This window comes from Actinomadura sp. BRA 177 (genome assembly GCF_013372625.1).
In the GTDB taxonomy this organism is placed as follows: domain Bacteria; phylum Actinomycetota; class Actinomycetes; order Streptosporangiales; family Streptosporangiaceae; genus Spirillospora.
This window is the reverse complement of sequence record NZ_JABXFD010000248.1, coordinates 1-14,386: the sequence shown is the minus strand read 5'-3', so window position 1 is coordinate 14,386 and position 14,386 is coordinate 1. Positions and strand designations below refer to the sequence as shown.

The 14,386-nt window shown below is 69.3% G+C and carries 13 protein-coding genes, 1 rRNA gene and 1 pseudogene; 8 read left to right on the top strand and 7 right to left on the bottom strand.

What is annotated here, in order from left to right; all coding sequences use genetic code 11:
- Both HUX53_RS10260 and HUX53_RS10255 read right to left on the bottom strand, forming a co-directional pair.
- Positions 1 to 1,339, bottom strand: a 1,339-nt coding sequence (locus tag HUX53_RS10260) for an ABC transporter permease (protein ID WP_176402923.1), incomplete at its 3' end; no start/stop codon positions are given.
- A complete protein-coding gene (locus HUX53_RS10255) occupies positions 1,336 to 2,106 on the bottom strand; it encodes an ABC transporter ATP-binding protein (RefSeq protein ID WP_217919299.1) in 771 nt (256 codons plus the stop codon). The genes HUX53_RS10255 and HUX53_RS10260, both read right to left, overlap by 4 nt.
- Positions 2,107 to 2,389: 283 nt before the next feature.
- On the opposite strand from HUX53_RS10255, the gene HUX53_RS10250 reads away from it, so the two are divergent.
- From HUX53_RS10250 to HUX53_RS10235, 4 genes are all read left to right on the top strand, one after another.
- Positions 2,390 to 3,088: a TetR/AcrR family transcriptional regulator gene (locus HUX53_RS10250; protein ID WP_255205112.1), complete on the top strand. Its 699-nt coding sequence runs from the start codon at positions 2,390 to 2,392 to the stop codon at positions 3,086 to 3,088.
- An 88-nt stretch (positions 3,089 to 3,176) separates the two neighbouring features.
- Positions 3,177 to 4,178 carry a diiron oxygenase gene (locus HUX53_RS10245; RefSeq protein WP_176402922.1) on the top strand — a complete coding sequence of 334 codons (1,002 nt, stop codon included), beginning with the start codon at positions 3,177 to 3,179 and terminating at the stop codon, positions 4,176 to 4,178.
- Between the two features lie 2 nt (positions 4,179 to 4,180).
- The gene (locus tag HUX53_RS10240; protein ID WP_176402921.1) at positions 4,181 to 5,716 is read left to right on the top strand and encodes an NAD(P)/FAD-dependent oxidoreductase; all 1,536 of its coding nucleotides are present in this window, start codon (positions 4,181 to 4,183) and stop codon (positions 5,714 to 5,716) included.
- Between the two features lie 125 nt (positions 5,717 to 5,841).
- Entirely contained in the window at positions 5,842 to 6,660 is an 819-nt protein-coding gene (locus HUX53_RS10235; RefSeq protein ID WP_176402920.1) for an SDR family oxidoreductase, read from the top strand.
- A 7-nt stretch (positions 6,661 to 6,667) separates the two neighbouring features.
- Here HUX53_RS10235 and HUX53_RS10230 read toward each other — a convergent pair whose 3' ends face one another.
- Positions 6,668 to 7,885 carry a PP2C family protein-serine/threonine phosphatase gene (locus tag HUX53_RS10230; RefSeq protein WP_217919298.1) on the bottom strand — a complete coding sequence of 406 codons (1,218 nt, stop codon included), beginning with the start codon at positions 7,883 to 7,885 and terminating at the stop codon, positions 6,668 to 6,670.
- 126 nt (positions 7,886 to 8,011) lie between these two features.
- Here HUX53_RS10230 and HUX53_RS10225 point away from each other — a divergent pair, with 126 nt between their 5' ends.
- Positions 8,012 to 8,509, top strand: coding sequence for a DUF523 domain-containing protein (locus tag HUX53_RS10225; protein WP_309237148.1), 498 nt, complete (start codon positions 8,012 to 8,014; stop codon positions 8,507 to 8,509).
- 48 nt (positions 8,510 to 8,557) lie between these two features.
- Here HUX53_RS10225 and HUX53_RS10220 read toward each other — a convergent pair whose 3' ends face one another.
- Positions 8,558 to 9,208: a TetR/AcrR family transcriptional regulator gene (locus HUX53_RS10220; protein ID WP_176402918.1), complete on the bottom strand. Its 651-nt coding sequence runs from the start codon at positions 9,206 to 9,208 to the stop codon at positions 8,558 to 8,560.
- A gap of 81 nt (positions 9,209 to 9,289) precedes the next feature.
- Between HUX53_RS10220 and HUX53_RS10215 the strand changes: the two genes are divergently transcribed.
- Positions 9,290 to 9,997 (top strand): SDR family oxidoreductase, encoded by a 708-nt coding sequence (locus tag HUX53_RS10215; RefSeq protein ID WP_176402917.1) that lies wholly within the window; start codon positions 9,290 to 9,292, stop codon positions 9,995 to 9,997.
- Positions 9,998 to 10,320: 323 nt separating this feature from the next.
- Here HUX53_RS10215 and tnpA read toward each other — a convergent pair.
- A pseudogene (gene tnpA, locus HUX53_RS10210) lies at positions 10,321 to 10,737 on the bottom strand (IS200/IS605 family transposase).
- A gap of 24 nt (positions 10,738 to 10,761) precedes the next feature.
- On the opposite strand from tnpA, the gene HUX53_RS39970 reads away from it, so the two are divergent.
- Both HUX53_RS39970 and HUX53_RS10205 read left to right on the top strand, forming a co-directional pair.
- Positions 10,762 to 11,160, top strand: a complete 399-nt coding sequence (locus tag HUX53_RS39970; RefSeq protein WP_217919297.1) for a hypothetical protein — start codon at positions 10,762 to 10,764, stop codon at positions 11,158 to 11,160.
- Positions 11,136 to 12,134, top strand: a complete 999-nt coding sequence (locus HUX53_RS10205; RefSeq protein ID WP_217919296.1) for an RNA-guided endonuclease TnpB family protein — start codon at positions 11,136 to 11,138, stop codon at positions 12,132 to 12,134. Before HUX53_RS39970 ends, HUX53_RS10205 begins: the two co-directional genes overlap by 25 nt.
- Positions 12,135 to 12,243: 109 nt before the next feature.
- On the opposite strand, the gene HUX53_RS10200 is transcribed toward HUX53_RS10205, so the two are convergent.
- Positions 12,244 to 12,450, bottom strand: coding sequence for a DUF397 domain-containing protein (locus HUX53_RS10200; RefSeq protein ID WP_176402916.1), 207 nt, complete (start codon positions 12,448 to 12,450; stop codon positions 12,244 to 12,246).
- A 1,810-nt stretch (positions 12,451 to 14,260) separates the two neighbouring features.
- Positions 14,261 to 14,377, bottom strand: a 5S ribosomal RNA gene (gene rrf / locus HUX53_RS10195).
- Positions 14,378 to 14,386 lie beyond the last annotated feature (9 nt).

Sequence of the window (14,386 nt, the reverse complement as noted above, 5' to 3'; positions counted from 1 at the left end):
CGGTAGTGTGGTTGGTGGTTGCGGTGTGGTTGTGGTTTGTGTTGAGCGCAGCGGCGACGCGCGAGATCCACGCTCTCCTCTTCGGCGGCGGCGTCAGATGTGTAGAAGAGCCGGGCCGTGTCTCCGACGGGCGGGACGCCTCGGCCGCGACCTCGCGCAGCGCGGCCAGCGGCGCCACCCGCGACGCCTTCAGCGCGGGGCCGAGCGCCGCGACCAGCGTGACCAGCAGCCCGACCGGCACCGCGATGAGGACCGAGGTGGTCGCGACGGTCAGGCCCTCCATCGCGATCCCGATCCGGAACTGCGTGAACAGCTGCCGGAGCAGGGCCGCGAAGCCGAGCCCGCCGGCGAGCCCGGCGAGGGTGGCGGCGCCGCCGACGACCAGGGCCTCGAAGCCGACGATCGTGACGACCTGCCGGCGGCCGGCGCCGAGGGCGCGCAGCAGTGCCGACTCGCGGGTCCGCTGCGCCATCGTGATCGCGAACGTGTTGTGGATCGAGAACGCGGCGACGAGCAGCGCGACGCCGCCGAACGCGGCCAGCACCGTCCGGAAGATGCGCAGGAAGCCGCTCTCGACGAGGCTCATGCCCTCCTCGACCTGCGCCTTGGTGGTGATGGCCTCGACCCCGCCCGGCAGGACCGGCTCGATGCGGGACGCCAGTTCGGCCTGGCTGACGCCGTCGCCCGCGCGGACGGCGACGCCGCTGATCCGGTCGGTGCCCTTCGCGACGTATTCGCGGGCGCCGGCCAGGGGGAACGCCGTGAACGACGTCTCGCCGAAGGCGTCCTCGTCACCGAACTTGCTGATCCCGACGACGGTCACCGGGACCTTCTGCGGCGTGAGCACCGCCGTCCGGTCGCCGACCTTCAGCTTCCCCTCGTCGGCGAACATCTTGTTGATGACGACCTCGTTGGGCGCGCGTGGCGCCCGTCCCGATACGAGGTGATACGGGTTGAGTTCGGGGTCGGTCAGCCAGTTGCCGGCGATGCGCGGCCCGCGCGACTGGATCGTGGTGCCGTCCTTGGCGAGCAGTTGCCCCGACCCCTGGATGTTGGGTTCGGCGTTGGCGACACCGTCCACCTGACGCACCTTGCCCAGGACGGACGCGTCGATCTGCCCGCGCGCGCCCCACGGCGCATCGCTCACCTTGGTCGAGTTCCGCACGGTCACGTCCGTGTTGCCGTACGCCTTGGAGAAGTACCCGTCGATGCTCGCCGCGAGCGTGTCGCCGAGCACGAGCGTTCCGGTCAGGAACGTCACACCTAGGAAGACCGCCACCAGGGAGCCGACCATCCGGCGCTTGCGTCCCCAGAGTTCCTTGAAGACGAGCCCGATCATGACTGGTCCCCCAGTCCGCGCATGCGGTCCAGCACCCGGTCGGGCGTGGGCGCGTCCATGACGTCGACGATCCGGCCGTCGGCGAGGAACACGACCGCGTCGGCGTGGCCGGCGGCGACCGGGTCGTGCGTGACCATCGCGACGGTCTGGCCGAGGTCGTCCACCGCGTTGCGAAGCAGCGCCAGGACCTCGGCGCCGGTGCGGGAGTCGAGGTTGCCGGTCGGCTCGTCCGCGAACACGATCTGCGGGCGGGTGACGAGCGCGCGCGCCAGCGCCACCCGCTGCTGCTGCCCGCCCGACAGCTCGGACGGACGGTGCGACAGCCGGTCCCCCAGTTTCAGGACGCGGACGACGGTGTCCAGCCACTCCCCGTCCGGGCTCCTCCCCGCCAGCGTCAGCGGCAGGACGATGTTGTCCCGCGCGGTCAGGGTCGGAATCAGGTTGAACGCCTGGAACACGAACCCGATGCGCTCGCGCCGGAGCCTGGTGAGCCGCCGGTCCGACAGTGCCCCGATTTTCTCGTCGCCGACGTAGACGTAGCCGGACGTCGCGTCCTCCAGCCCGGCCACGCAGTGCATGAGCGTGGACTTGCCGGCGCCAGACGGGCCCATGATCGCGGTGAACCGCCCGTCCGGGAAGTCCACGGTGACGTCGTCGAGCGCGCGCACCGCCATGTCCCCGGACCCGTACACCTTGCCGAGGCGGACGGTGCGGGCGCCGCCGCCGATCTCGTTGATCGTTCGCCTTGCTTCTGCTGCGTTTCCCATGTCCGGGATCGTGGGCGCACGGCATGCCGTCCGTCGTCGGGCCAGGAGAGGCACCCGCCCTGCTCCCCCGGACGCACCCGCCGTACCCCGGCTACGTCCGCCGCGGTACGCACGAAGCGGTACGCACGAAGATCAATAAGACCCGACGTCCGTGAGTACTTTTCGTCCTCGGCCGCCCGAAAGTTCCGGCCCCCGAGAAGGGCCGGACGAAAAGCACTCATTGTGATGCGAACAACATACAAGCAGGCTTGCTTGCTTGTATCTGCGCTCGTACGGTCTGAACATGGCAGTAAGCAGCCGCCGACGGCACCGGCACGGTTCGTCCAGCCGGCGTACGCAGCAGGAGCGCCGGTCGCGCACGCAGGCCCGGCTCCTGGAGGCGACCATGGAGTGCCTGGTCGACCTCGGCTGGTCCGGGACGTCCACCACGGAGGTCGCCCGCCGCGCCGGCGTGTCGCGCGGGGCGCAGCAGCACCACTACCCGACGAAGATGGTCCTCGTCGCCGCCTCGCTGGAGCACCTCCTGGAGGCGCAGCGGCTGGCGTACGAGACGGCGTTCGCGGTGCTGCCCGCCGAACGGCGCAACGTGTCGGGCGCCCTCGACCTGCTGTGGGAGGTGTTCCGCGGACGTCCGGCCAAGGCCCTGATGGAGCTGGCCGTGGCGGCCCGCACCGACGACGAGCTGCGGCCGCTGTGCATCGACCTGAACGAGCGGATCCTCCAGGTGATCCTGGAGACGTTCGAGCGGCTGTTCCCGAAGAACACACTGCCCCCCGATTTCGTCCCGACGATGCTGCGCGCGCTGTTCGCGATGTTCGTCGGGCTGTCCATACAGAACGCGCTGGACGACGACGCGGAGGGCCACCAGGCCGCCGTGCTGCGCCAGATCAAGGACGTCGCGCAGCTGATCGTCCCCGAGCCGGGCACGCCGGCGGGCGGGCCCATGCCCGACACGCCCGCGGACGCGTCGCCCGAGCAGTGACCCACCGAGACAACGACCCAACCTCCTGAAAGACCGCCGGCGCGTCCCCCCGGACGACCGGCCGCAGCACCCCGAGGGAGCGCCTCACATGCCGAAAGCCCCCACCGACCTCGCCAGCGAGCTCCGCGAGCAGGTCAAGGACAAGAAGTCGTACCTCGGCGTCATCGACCGCCTGAACAAGGCGTCGGTGGACAAGCACTGGGAGGCCTACGCCGACATCCCCTGGGACGACCCCGAGTTCACCGTCGACAAGAACGACCCGCGCTGGGTCCTGCCCCAGTTCGACCGGCTCGGCGAGACCGACTGGTACAAGTCGCAGCCGCCGGAGATCCAGGCGCAGATCGGGCTGTGGCGCGTCGCCACCGCGATGAAGATCGGCCTGCAGTTCGAGAACCTGCTGAAGCGCGGGCTGCTCAACTACGCCTACCGGCTGCCGAACGGCCGGCCGGAGTTCCGGTACGTCTACCACGAGACGACCGAGGAATGTCACCACGGGATGATGTTCCAGGAGTTCGTGAACCGGACGAAGATGCCGATCCGCGGCATGCCGCGCTCGCTCAACCTCATCGCGCAGGCCGCGCCGTGGATCCCGCTGGTCAGCACCGAGATGTTCTTCGTCTTCGTGCTCGGCGGCGAGGACCCGATCGACTACGTCCAGCGCAAGTCCCTCAAGGGCGGGCACATCAAGCACCCGCTCGAAGAGACCATCATGAAGATCCACATCGCGGAGGAGGCCCGGCACATCTCGTTCGCCCGGCACTACCTCAAGCACCGGGTGCCGAACATGGCCCCGCTGCGCCGCCGGATCCTCGGCGTCGCGACCCCGGTCGTGCTCGGCGTGATGGCGCGGATCATGCTGTCCCCGCCCGGGCCGATGGTGCGGCACTTCGGCATCCCGAAGGACGTCGTCCGCGCGGCGTACAAGAACGACGCGTCGCAGGCGGAGATCTCCAACTCGGTCGGCAAGATCCGCGACCTGATGGCGGAGCTGGACGTGGTCAACCCGGTGAACAAGCGGGTCTGGAAGGCGTTCGGCATCTGGGACGAGCCCGGCACCCGCCGCCCGCTCGACACCCCCAAGGCCGCGTGAGCATGGCCGACGTGCAGGCCGGCCCCGCCGTGGTGACGCCGGCGGCGGGGCCGGGCGGCCCGTACAAGGTCGTCATCATCGGGACGGGATTCTCCGGCCTCGGCATGGCGATCGGGCTGAAGAAGGCCGGCGTGCACGACTTCGTCATCCTGGAGAAGGCGGACGAGGTCGGCGGGACGTGGCGGGAGAACACCTACCCGGGGTGCGCGTGCGACATCATGTCGCTGCTGTACTCGTACTCGTTCGAGCCCAAGGCCGACTGGTCGCGGATGTTCCCGAAGCAGGCGGAGCTCCTGCAGTACATCAAGGACATCGTCGACAAGTACGACCTGGCGCAGCACATCCGGTTCAACGCCGAGGCGACCGGGACGGAGTACGACGACGCCACCGACACCTGGCAGGTGACCGTCAACGGCGGCGAGGTCGTCCGGGGACGGGCGCTCGTCGCCGGGATGGGGCCGCTGCACCACCCGAGCATCCCCGACCTGCCCGGACTGGCCGCGTTCGAGGGGAGGACGTTCCACTCCGCCGAGTGGGACCACTCCTACGACCTGACGGGCAAGCGGGTGGCGGTGATCGGGACGGGCGCGTCCGCGATCCAGTTCGTCCCGCAGATCGCGAAGCAGGTCCGGCACCTGACGGTGTTCCAGCGGACGCCGCCGTGGATCATCCCGAAGCCCGATCGCCGCGTCACCGGGCTGGAGCGGACGCTGTTCCGGCGCGTCCCGCTCGTCCAGCGCGGGTACCGCAACGGCATCTACCTGATGCAGGAGAGCTTCGTCCTCGGGTTCAAGAACCCGAACCTGCTGAAGGCGGCCAGTTCGCTCGCCCAGTGGCATCTCGCACGACAGGTCCCGGACCGGGACCTTCGCCGCAAGCTGACGCCCGACTACACGATGGGCTGCAAGCGCACGCTCGTGTCCAGCGACTACTACCCGGCGCTGATGCGGCCCAACGTCGAGCTGACGACGGAGGGCGTCGCGGAGGTGCGCGAGCACTCGATCGTCACGCGGGACGGGCGCGAGCACGAGGTCGACGCGATCATCTTCGGCACCGGCTTCCACGTCACGGACGCGTTCGACGGCGCGCACATCGTCGGCCGCAACGGGCTGAAGATCCAGGACGCGTGGAAGGACGGCATCGAGGCGCACCTCGGCGTTTCGGTCGCGGGCTTCCCGAACCTGTTCCTGCTGCTCGGCCCGAACTCCGGACTCGGCCACAACTCGATGATCTTCATCATCGAGGCGCAGGTCCGGTACGTCCTGCAGTGCCTGGCGATGCTGGACGCGGCGGGCGGCGCGCGGATCTCGGTCAAGCCGTCCGTCCAGGACCGGTTCAACCAGTGGGTGCAGCGCAAGTCCGCGGGCGCCGTCTGGGTGGCCGGCGGCTGCGACAGCTGGTACCTAGACCGCAGCGGCGTGAACCGGGCGGCGTGGCCCGCGTCCACGCTGAACTTCTGGCTGCGCACCCGCAGGCTCGACCCGGGCGACTTCCAGGTCGGGCGGCGGGACGGCGAGCGCGGTTTTGTCGACGCGTGAGTATCGGCGCGGGTGGCCCAGCCCCTAGAATCACCCGCAATTGAACATTGAATCCAATTAGCCACCGCGGGCCGGGCCCACTCCCCTCCGGACCCGGACCCGCGGTTCACCGAGCGGAGCGCGCAATGAGCATCGCGATCGTGACCGGAGGCGCATCCGGCATCGGCCGTGCGATCGCCACGTCCCTGGTGGCGCGCGGCGACACCGTCGTGGTCACCGACATCAACGCCGAGGGCGCGGCGAAGGTCGCCGACAAGCTGAACACCCTCGGCAGGGGCAAAGCGGCCTCCGCCCCCCTCGACGTCACGGACGCCGGCGCCGTCACCGACCTCTACCAGGGCGTCAAGGCCGACCACGGCCGGCTCGACATCGTGTTCAACAACGCAGGCATCGCGATCGGCGGCCTGGCCGAGGAACTCACCCTCGACCACTGGAACCGCGCCATCGACATCAACCTCAAGGGCGTCGTGCACGGCGTCCACGCCGCCTACCCGATCATGCTGGAGCAGGGCCGCGGCCACATCGTGAACACCGCGTCGCTGGCCGGGCTCGTCCCGATGCCGATCGGCATCCCCTACACCGCCACCAAGCACGCCGTCGTCGGCCTCTCCCTCGGGCTGCGCGCCGAGGCCGCCGGACGCGGCGTCAAGGTCAGCGTCGTCTGCCCGTCCTTCGTCGACACCCCGCTCCTGCACAACGTCAACCCGGACCTGCCGGAGACGGCGCTGAGCGGCGACGCGACCGGCGACATCGCCAAGGCGTCCCCGCGCCTCTACACGGCCGAGAAGCTGGCCCGCGACATCATGCGCGGCGTCGCGAAGAACCAGGCGCTCATCGTCGCGCCCGCGAGCGGCCGGGTCGCGTGGCGCGGCGTCCGCCTCAACCCGGGCGCCGCCGTCCGCGTCGCCCAGATCGCGGTGGACCGCATCCGCTCCGGGAAGTGACCCCGAGTCAGCCGGGGACGCGCCGGACGACCAGTATCGCGACGTCGTCCGCGGCCCGCTCGCGGCCGATCAGCGCCGCCATCACCGCGGCGCCGACGTCCTCGGGCGGGCCGGCGTACACCACGTCGCACAGCCGGTCGATGCCGGTGTTCAGCGAGCTGTCCCGCCGCTCCACCAGGCCGTCGGTGTAGAAGCACAGCACGGCTCCCGGCGGCAGCTCGACGGTCACCGTCCGGCGGGGCACCTCGTCCCCCATGCCGATGAGGACGTCGGGCTTGGCGTCGACGGTGCACGCGGGCTCTCCAGGCACCGCGATCACCGGCGGAAGATGGCCGGCCGACGACAGCCGGAGCCGCGCCAGGCCCGGTTCGCACACCGCGTACACCACGGTCGCGGTCGCGTCGGGCTCGAAGTGCTGCATCTTCCGGTCGAGCCTGCGCAGCACCTCGGCGGGGTCGTCGGTCTCCAGCGCGTAGGCCCGCAGCGTGCTGCGCATCCGCCCCATCACGACGGCGGCCGCGATACCGTGCCCGGCGACGTCCCCCATGACGATGCCGACCTCCCCGGACGGGAGCGTGAACACGTCGTACCAGTCCCCGCCGACGTCGGCCTTGCCGGGACGGTAGCGGGCGGACAGCTCCGCGCCGGGGATGCCGGGCAGCACGGCCGGCACCAGGCTGCGCTGCAGCTCCATGGCTCCGGCGCGTTCGGCCCGGCTCTGCAGCGACTGCACGGCCATCGCGGCGCGGGAGGCGGCGAGCCGCAGGAACTCGGTGTCGTCCGCGGTGAACCGGCGCGCGGTGAGCGTCCCGACGTGCAGCACGCCGATCAGCGCACCCCCGCCGGTGAGCGGCACGCCGAGCAGGGAGCGCAGTCCCCGCTGGACGAGCAGCGGGTTGAACACGCCGGCGCTCGGCACGTCCGGGATGTAGACGGGGCGCCGCTCCGCCGCGACCCGTCCGGCGAACCCCTGCCCCACCGGGACGTGCGCCGCCTGGGTCACCTCTTCCTCGATCCCCTTCGCGGCCGCCGCCACGAGAAACCGCCGCTGCCGGTCCAGGAGCAGCACGACGGCGGTGTCCACGTCCAGGATCTCGCGCACACGTTCGAGCAGGGTGTCGAGGAACTCGTCCACGTCCATATAGGCGAACGCCTCGTCGGTGATCGCCCGGATGTTCTCGAGCTTGCGGACCGCGCCCCGCGCGGTGTCCGCCGAGTTCTCCAACTTGCCACCTGTATGTGCGATATCTAGCAGGTCTGCCACTATTACCCGAGGTCTGCAGGCCGACCCCGGCAGTGACGCAGATCACAAGGGACGATGCGGCAGGGGCGCCGACATAGGCTGGACGGCGTGGAACGCATCCTGGTCAGCTCCTGCCTGGCGGGGCGGCGCGTCCGCTACGACGGTGCAGCCAAGCCGGTGAGCGGCGACCTCTTCGAGCGCTGGCGCGCGGAAGGACGCCTCATACCATTTTGCCCCGAAGTGTCGGGTGGTCTGGCCGTCCCGCGCCCACCCGCCGAGATCGTCGGCGGCGACGGCGGCGACGTCCTCGACGGCAGGGCTCGCATCCTCACCGACACCGGCGAGGACGTGACCGCCGAATTCCTCCAGGGCGCCCGCCTAGCCCTGGAAACGGCCCGCCGCTCCGGCGCCCGCACAGCCCTCCTCAAAGAGGGCAGCCCGTCCTGCGGCACCCACCGCATCTACGACGGCACCTTCTCCGGCGCCTCGTCCCCTGGCACGGGCGTGACGACCGCCCTCCTCCACCGCTCCGGCATCACGGTCTTCAGCGAGAACGACCTGGAAGCCGTCCAAGCGCACCTGACAGCCCTAGAACAAACGACCTGAACCCGGTCCGCGCCCGCCGCTCAGTCCAGTAGGCGGTGACCCACGCCGCTACGGCCCGCTGTCCGGGGTTGCGCCTATGAAGTGGGCTACCTGTTCTCGGGTGAGCGCTGGGGCGGGTAGGGGGTGGGCGGCCTCGGCCCGCAGGCCGTCCAGGAAGAATGCCAGATAGCGGCGCCAGACCTCGGGGGCTACGTCGGTGGATTCCCGGATCACCTGGGACATCGCCCACATCAGTGTCACGACGTCCTGCGGTTCGAAATCCTCGCGCAGCGTCCCGGCTTCCTTGGCCCTGTCGATCACCTGCACCAGGGACGCGAACCCGTGCCGGCACGTCGCACTCAACTCCGAGGCGTCGGGGAATCGCCGGGCCAGCACGTCGTTGAGCCCGCGGTCCAGGGCCTGCAGGCCGAACAGCCCCTCAATGTAGGCGACGAAGCCGTTCCAGGGATCCGGATCGACCAGGGACCGCTCGCCGATCTCCTCCAAGGCGGTCAAACGGGCGGGGAAGATCGCATCGAAAAGGGCCTGGCGCGTGGGGAAGTGGTTGTAGAGCGTCCCGATGCTGACCCCGGCGCGGCGTGCGATCTCCTCCAGTGGCGCATCCAGCCCCCGCTGGCCGAACACCGCGGAAGCGGCGGCCACCAGCTTGTCCCGATTGCGTGCAGCGTCCGCCCGAGGCTGCCTGCTCTTCCCGGCCATGCCTCCATCGTACGAACTTGAGGGCATCCTCAGCTTCCGTGCTAACTTGAGGAGGCCCTCAATTTCATCGGGAGGTACTCCATGTCACCGACGACCGTCGTGATCGGGGCCGGCCCCGGCCTCGGTATGTCGATCGCGCACCGCTTCGGCCGGGAAGGCCATCGGATCGCCCTGATCTCCAGGAACGGCGCCCGTCATCCGGGCTACATCTCCTCGCTGGAGGACGCGGGTGTCGAGGCGACGTCCCATCCCGCGGACGTCCGCGACCGGGCCGCCCTCCGCGCCGCGCTCGACACGCTCAGCGACATCGACGTCGTCTACTACGGCCCCGGCGCAACGGACCCCAGCGCTCGTCCAGTGCCTATCACCTCGACGGACGCGGCCGCGGTGAAGGAGGCGATGAGCTGGGTGTATCCGGCGCTGGACGCGGTCGGCGCCGTCCTGCCCGGGATGCGGAAGCGCGGTGGCGGAGGGCTGCTCTTCGCCAGCGGCCTCAGCTCCGTGGTGCCGATGCCGGCGATCGGGAACCTGGCGATCTCCTCCGCGGCCCTGCGGAACTACGCCCTCACCCTGAACGCAGCCCTGGCCGACCAGGGCCTCTATGCCGGGACGCTGACCATCGGCGGCCTCATCGAACGCGGCGACATCCATCGCATGTTCACGTCCCAGCCGAACGGTACGGGCGGTGCGGCGATCGGCACGCTCGATCCTGATGCCATTGCCGACACAGCATGGGACCTCTACACGAAGCGGGACAAACCGGAAGCCGTCTTCAACGCGCTGACGTGAGCCGTGCTCGCCGCGCCCGGATGTGGCCGTCCCCGTCGAGGCCATGACCAAGACGCGAGTGCTTGCCCTCGGCATGAGCGCGCTGCTCCTGCCGGTCGCGGCCCGTTCCGAGCAGTCCAGCGCCTCCGGCCCGCCCGCCGCACCCACCGGCAACGTCGACCATTCTCCGACAAGACCTGGAAGAAACTGCCCGAGCAGATCACATCCGCCGAACCCGCGGTGGTCATCTACCGGGTTACGGGCCAGTGCTCCGGCCTTCAGGCCGGGGGTGAAGCCCCGCGCGGAGTGCCCGCTTGGGCACGAGCGTGCCTTCCCTGCGCTGTTCACGCGGGCCGTTGCTGTTGCTCGATGTACTGCCGTACGACGGTGAGTGGTGCGCCGCCGACTTATCCGGCGTAGTAGGAGCCGGACCAGAAACGCGCGCTCCACAGTACCGGTGTACGTGGCTGTCGCGTTCCTCGGGAGGACGCGCCCTTGAGGCTGTTGACCGCTTTGGAGAGCTGGACTTTGGGCGGGTAGTGCACGAGCAGGTGGATATGGTTGTCCTGCCCGCTGAACTCGCGGAGTTCGGCCTCGAAGTCGCAGCACACGTCCTACAAGGTCTCCTCGCAGCGGGCCAGCATCGCGTCCGTGAATACACCACGACAGTACTTGGTGACGAAAACTAAATAAGCGTGCAGGTTGTAGACGACGTGAGGGCGTGTGCGGACTTCGAGATCCGATACCCATCGTGGTGACATAAACCAGTGGTATGGTTACGGACTGTGAGTGGCAGTGCATCGGTCAAGCGGCGGTTCGGGCACCGCGCCCGGCTGGCGTTGTCGCGCGACCAGGCCGCGGCGCTGGACGCCCAAGCGCATGCGGCGCGGGCCCTGTGGAACCTGCTGCACGACTGGTGGACGATGACGCCGCGGTGCCGCCGTTCCCTCAAGGCCGCCGACTCGGCGATCCGGCAGGCCCGGACCGACATCGACTGGCTCGCCATCCTGCCCGCGCAGGCCGCCCAAGCGGTGTTGAGAACCTATGTGCGGGCGTGGACCAACTGCTGGGAGGGCCGCGCCGGCGAGCCGAACTTCAACCGGTACCGCACGGTGATGAGCGTGGACATCCCCCAGGGCTGCGACCTGCACGTAAGCGGGTGCACCGCCGCTGGGGCATGGTGAACATCCCCAAACTCGGGCGGGTCCGGTTCCGCTGGACCAAAGGACTGCCCGTCGGCCGCCGCGCCACCACCGGCAACCGGATCACCGGGGCCAGGCTGGTCAAGGACGCGCTCGGCTGGCCTATCGCCTTCCGTGTCCAGCGCATCGAACCCGCGCCTGAGCCGCACACCGGACCTGAGGTCGGCATCGACGTGGGGGTGAGCATCCCGCTCGCCCTGTCCGACGGCAACCATGCCGACCACGGCCGCCCCGCCCGGCTCCCAGACGGCAGAGCCGACCGGGACAAGTGGCTGGGCACCGGCGGGAAGGCCACGCTGCTGCGCCTGGAACACAGAGCCGCGCACCGCAAGAGCCGCCGCAGGCCCGGGGAGAAGACCTCGAACCGGCTGAAGCGGACCTACGAGCAGATCGCGAGCCTTCGCGCGAGAGCCAAGCGCAGGGCGACCGACTGGCAGCACCAGACCACCACGGCTCTCGCCCGCACCTACGGCGTGATCGTGGTGGAGGAGTTGAACATCGCGAACATGGTCAAATCCGCCCGGGGAACCGCGGCGGAGCCGGGGAGCAACGTCGCGACCAAGGCCGGGCTGAACCGCTCCATCAGCCAGGAGGCATGGGGCCGCACCATCACGATGCTGGCGTACAAGACCGCCCAGCGCCGCGGCCACCTGCACACGGTGCCCGCTCCCGGAACATCCCTGGCCTGCCACATGTGTGGTCACATCACACCCGGCAGCCGGGAAGACCAGGCAACGTTCGTGTGCAAGAACACCGGCTGCGGCTGGGAGGGCAACGCCGACCTCAACATCTTGCACCTGTACCGGACGGGCCATGCGCTCGTCCCGGCTGCCGGAAGGGCAGTCGTCAGGCGTCCCCGCGGCGTCAAACCGACCACCCGACTGACGCCCTCCAACTCACCAAGCCACCCGTACCCGCCTCACCTCGTAGAGCGTCCTTCAAGAACGAGCGCTTGAGTGAGACCGACGCGACCAACCCGGTTCCGGTGACCCTCCACCGGGACCGCTCACACGACGACTCGCCCGCCGACATAGGCCGCCGGCGGACGAGCGCGGTGGCCCGGGGTCAGTTCAGATCATGCTCTCCCGCTTTCACGGTACTGATGAACATCTTCCAATGGTCTGGGTTGAGGACGAGCGCGGGTTCCGCCGGTGACTTGCTGTCCCTGATTCCGATGCCGGTTCGTAGGCTGGCGATCTCGACACAGTTGCTGGAGCCGTTGCTTCGGGAACTCTTACGCCACCTGGCATTGGCGAAAGCAGGACGATTCATCCATGTCCTCCCTGTCGATGCCCCCCTTCTACCCGTGCCAACCAACTCATTCAAAGAGCCTCTTTTGGGACGGGCGAAACCCGGCGCACGGAACGCAGTCAACTACTCGGGAACAGGGTGGAGCATGGTGACGATGCCCCACACCTGGCGTGCGCGGTCGCACGTCGGATGTCGGACGTCCCCCCCGACGACAGCAGAGATGTATGCCAGATTCATTTCAATAGACGGCACACCGACCCCGGCGGCCTTGCAGGCGATAAAGACGCCAGTCGGTGGGCAGCCGTGCCCGCTGGTCTCGCACCCCGTCCGCGAATCCCAGCCGAACGTTCTGCGAGTCTGGATGTTCGCCCAGATTCTCGAATCGCCCGGAAGGAGCGACTCTTCGCGGTGGACGCCGTTTTCGCGCGGCAGCGAGCAGGCTACCGGTGGTCTTCTCGCAGTAGACCGCGCCGAGCCGAGAGCGGCCGCCGCGTCCGGTGCGCGCCAGAACGGCGGCGACCGTTCGGAGCGCTCGCGGTCGACGTGCCGGGCCTGGCGGCGGGCTCGCTTAGCCTGGGGTTCGGCGCGTTTGCCCGCCTGCCGCCACCGGTACCGGTCCGATGGTCGTCACCGCCCTAGGCGGTGGCCGGAGGTGACGATGGCGAGACCCGAGTCGGCGGGGTCGAACAGCTCGGGTTCGGAGATATCTCGAGTGCCGGGCAGGAGCCTTCTGCCGTCCCGGTGCACCAGGCCCGTTTCGCCCGTGCGGTGCGCGACGAGTGCCTTGGCCGGGTCGGGTGCGCAGGCGAACGTGAGGTTCTGGCACCGTCAGCCACCACGACGGGCACCGGTGTCATCGAAGGTGCGCTCGGCGCCGGGGCGAAACATGATGGGTTCGGACGCATCCTCGCGACACCACTTGGACGCGGAGCTGGCTCAGGCCGGTGGCCATGAAGCCTGCAGCAGGGACCACACTCTCGGCGCAGACGAGGTCCGGGACGTAGGCGGAGAGGTGGAACAACCCTCAGCCAGTCGGCATGGTTGTCGATGAGCACCCGCATCGCGACTGAGTGCTGGATGCCCAGGTTGTCCGGGCGATCATGACCCGCCCCGGGCCAACTGCTGGTGTGCGGCCTGCAGCAGTAACTCGTACTTTCCCAGGATGAACGCGGCGCATTCGCCTCTGCGGCGTCGGTAGTGGTGCAGCCCCTAGATCAGCCGGGACCCAGCTTGGCCAGGATACGACTGACGTGCGTCTGCGCCGTCGCCGGGCGATCCGCCGTTCACCGGGCTGGCAGCAGAGCATCCCCACGACCGAGAGCCGCCGTCACATCGACAAGCGAACGCCCAACTCGTGCGGGACAACCTCGGGCCCTCGTCATAGCCAGGCAGCAACTCGTGTGGGAAGAACCCCGGGTCCTCTTCGTAGCCAGCGCCGCCGTAGTCGGCCCTGCGGCCGCGGCCCAAGTCACTGTGACCGTAGATCTCGACCGGACGCAGCGCTGCGGACGCTGTATCCGCCGACATCTCCGTCAGAACAACCGGCGGGACGGCTGCTCGGCGAAATCCAGAACACTTCACATAGGCCCCAGCCCACTGCGAACTGCTCAACGAAGGCCGGACGAGAGTTTCGGCCACTGCACGCCGAGATCACTAACCGGCCGACACCGCCTGACCTACCGTCGAAGGCGAGGAGTGCCGGCGGAGGCGCTCGTCGACCGGCGGCCCCGAAACTCGCCTCAAGAACGCAATGCGGATGCCCCACCCATCCGCCTTACGCACAATGAGGAAGGGGCCCCGCCGTGTCGGCGGGGCCCTTTCTGCAATATGTGTCCGGCGGTGTCCTACTCTCCCACACAGTCTCCCATGCAGTACCATCGGCGCTGAAGGGCTTAACTTCCGGGTTCGGGATGGGACCGGGTGTTTCCCCTTCGCCAAAACCACCGAACGTCTCAAC

Bases quoted from the DNA above. Each gene is read 5' to 3' on its own strand.
- HUX53_RS10255 (WP_217919299.1), bottom strand. From the start codon at position 2,106: ATGGGAAACGCAGCAGAAGCAAGGCGAACGATCAACGAGATCGGCGGC.
- HUX53_RS10250 (WP_255205112.1), top strand. From the start codon at position 2,390: ATGGCAGTAAGCAGCCGCCGACGGCACCGGCACGGTTCGTCCAGCCGG.
- HUX53_RS10245 (WP_176402922.1), top strand. From the start codon at position 3,177: ATGCCGAAAGCCCCCACCGACCTCGCCAGCGAGCTCCGCGAGCAGGTC.
- HUX53_RS10240 (WP_176402921.1), top strand. From the start codon at position 4,181: ATGGCCGACGTGCAGGCCGGCCCCGCCGTGGTGACGCCGGCGGCGGGG.
- HUX53_RS10235 (WP_176402920.1), top strand. From the start codon at position 5,842: ATGAGCATCGCGATCGTGACCGGAGGCGCATCCGGCATCGGCCGTGCG.
- HUX53_RS10220 (WP_176402918.1), bottom strand. From the start codon at position 9,208: ATGGCCGGGAAGAGCAGGCAGCCTCGGGCGGACGCTGCACGCAATCGG.
- HUX53_RS10215 (WP_176402917.1), top strand. From the start codon at position 9,290: ATGTCACCGACGACCGTCGTGATCGGGGCCGGCCCCGGCCTCGGTATG.
- HUX53_RS10200 (WP_176402916.1), bottom strand. From the start codon at position 12,450: ATGAATCGTCCTGCTTTCGCCAATGCCAGGTGGCGTAAGAGTTCCCGA.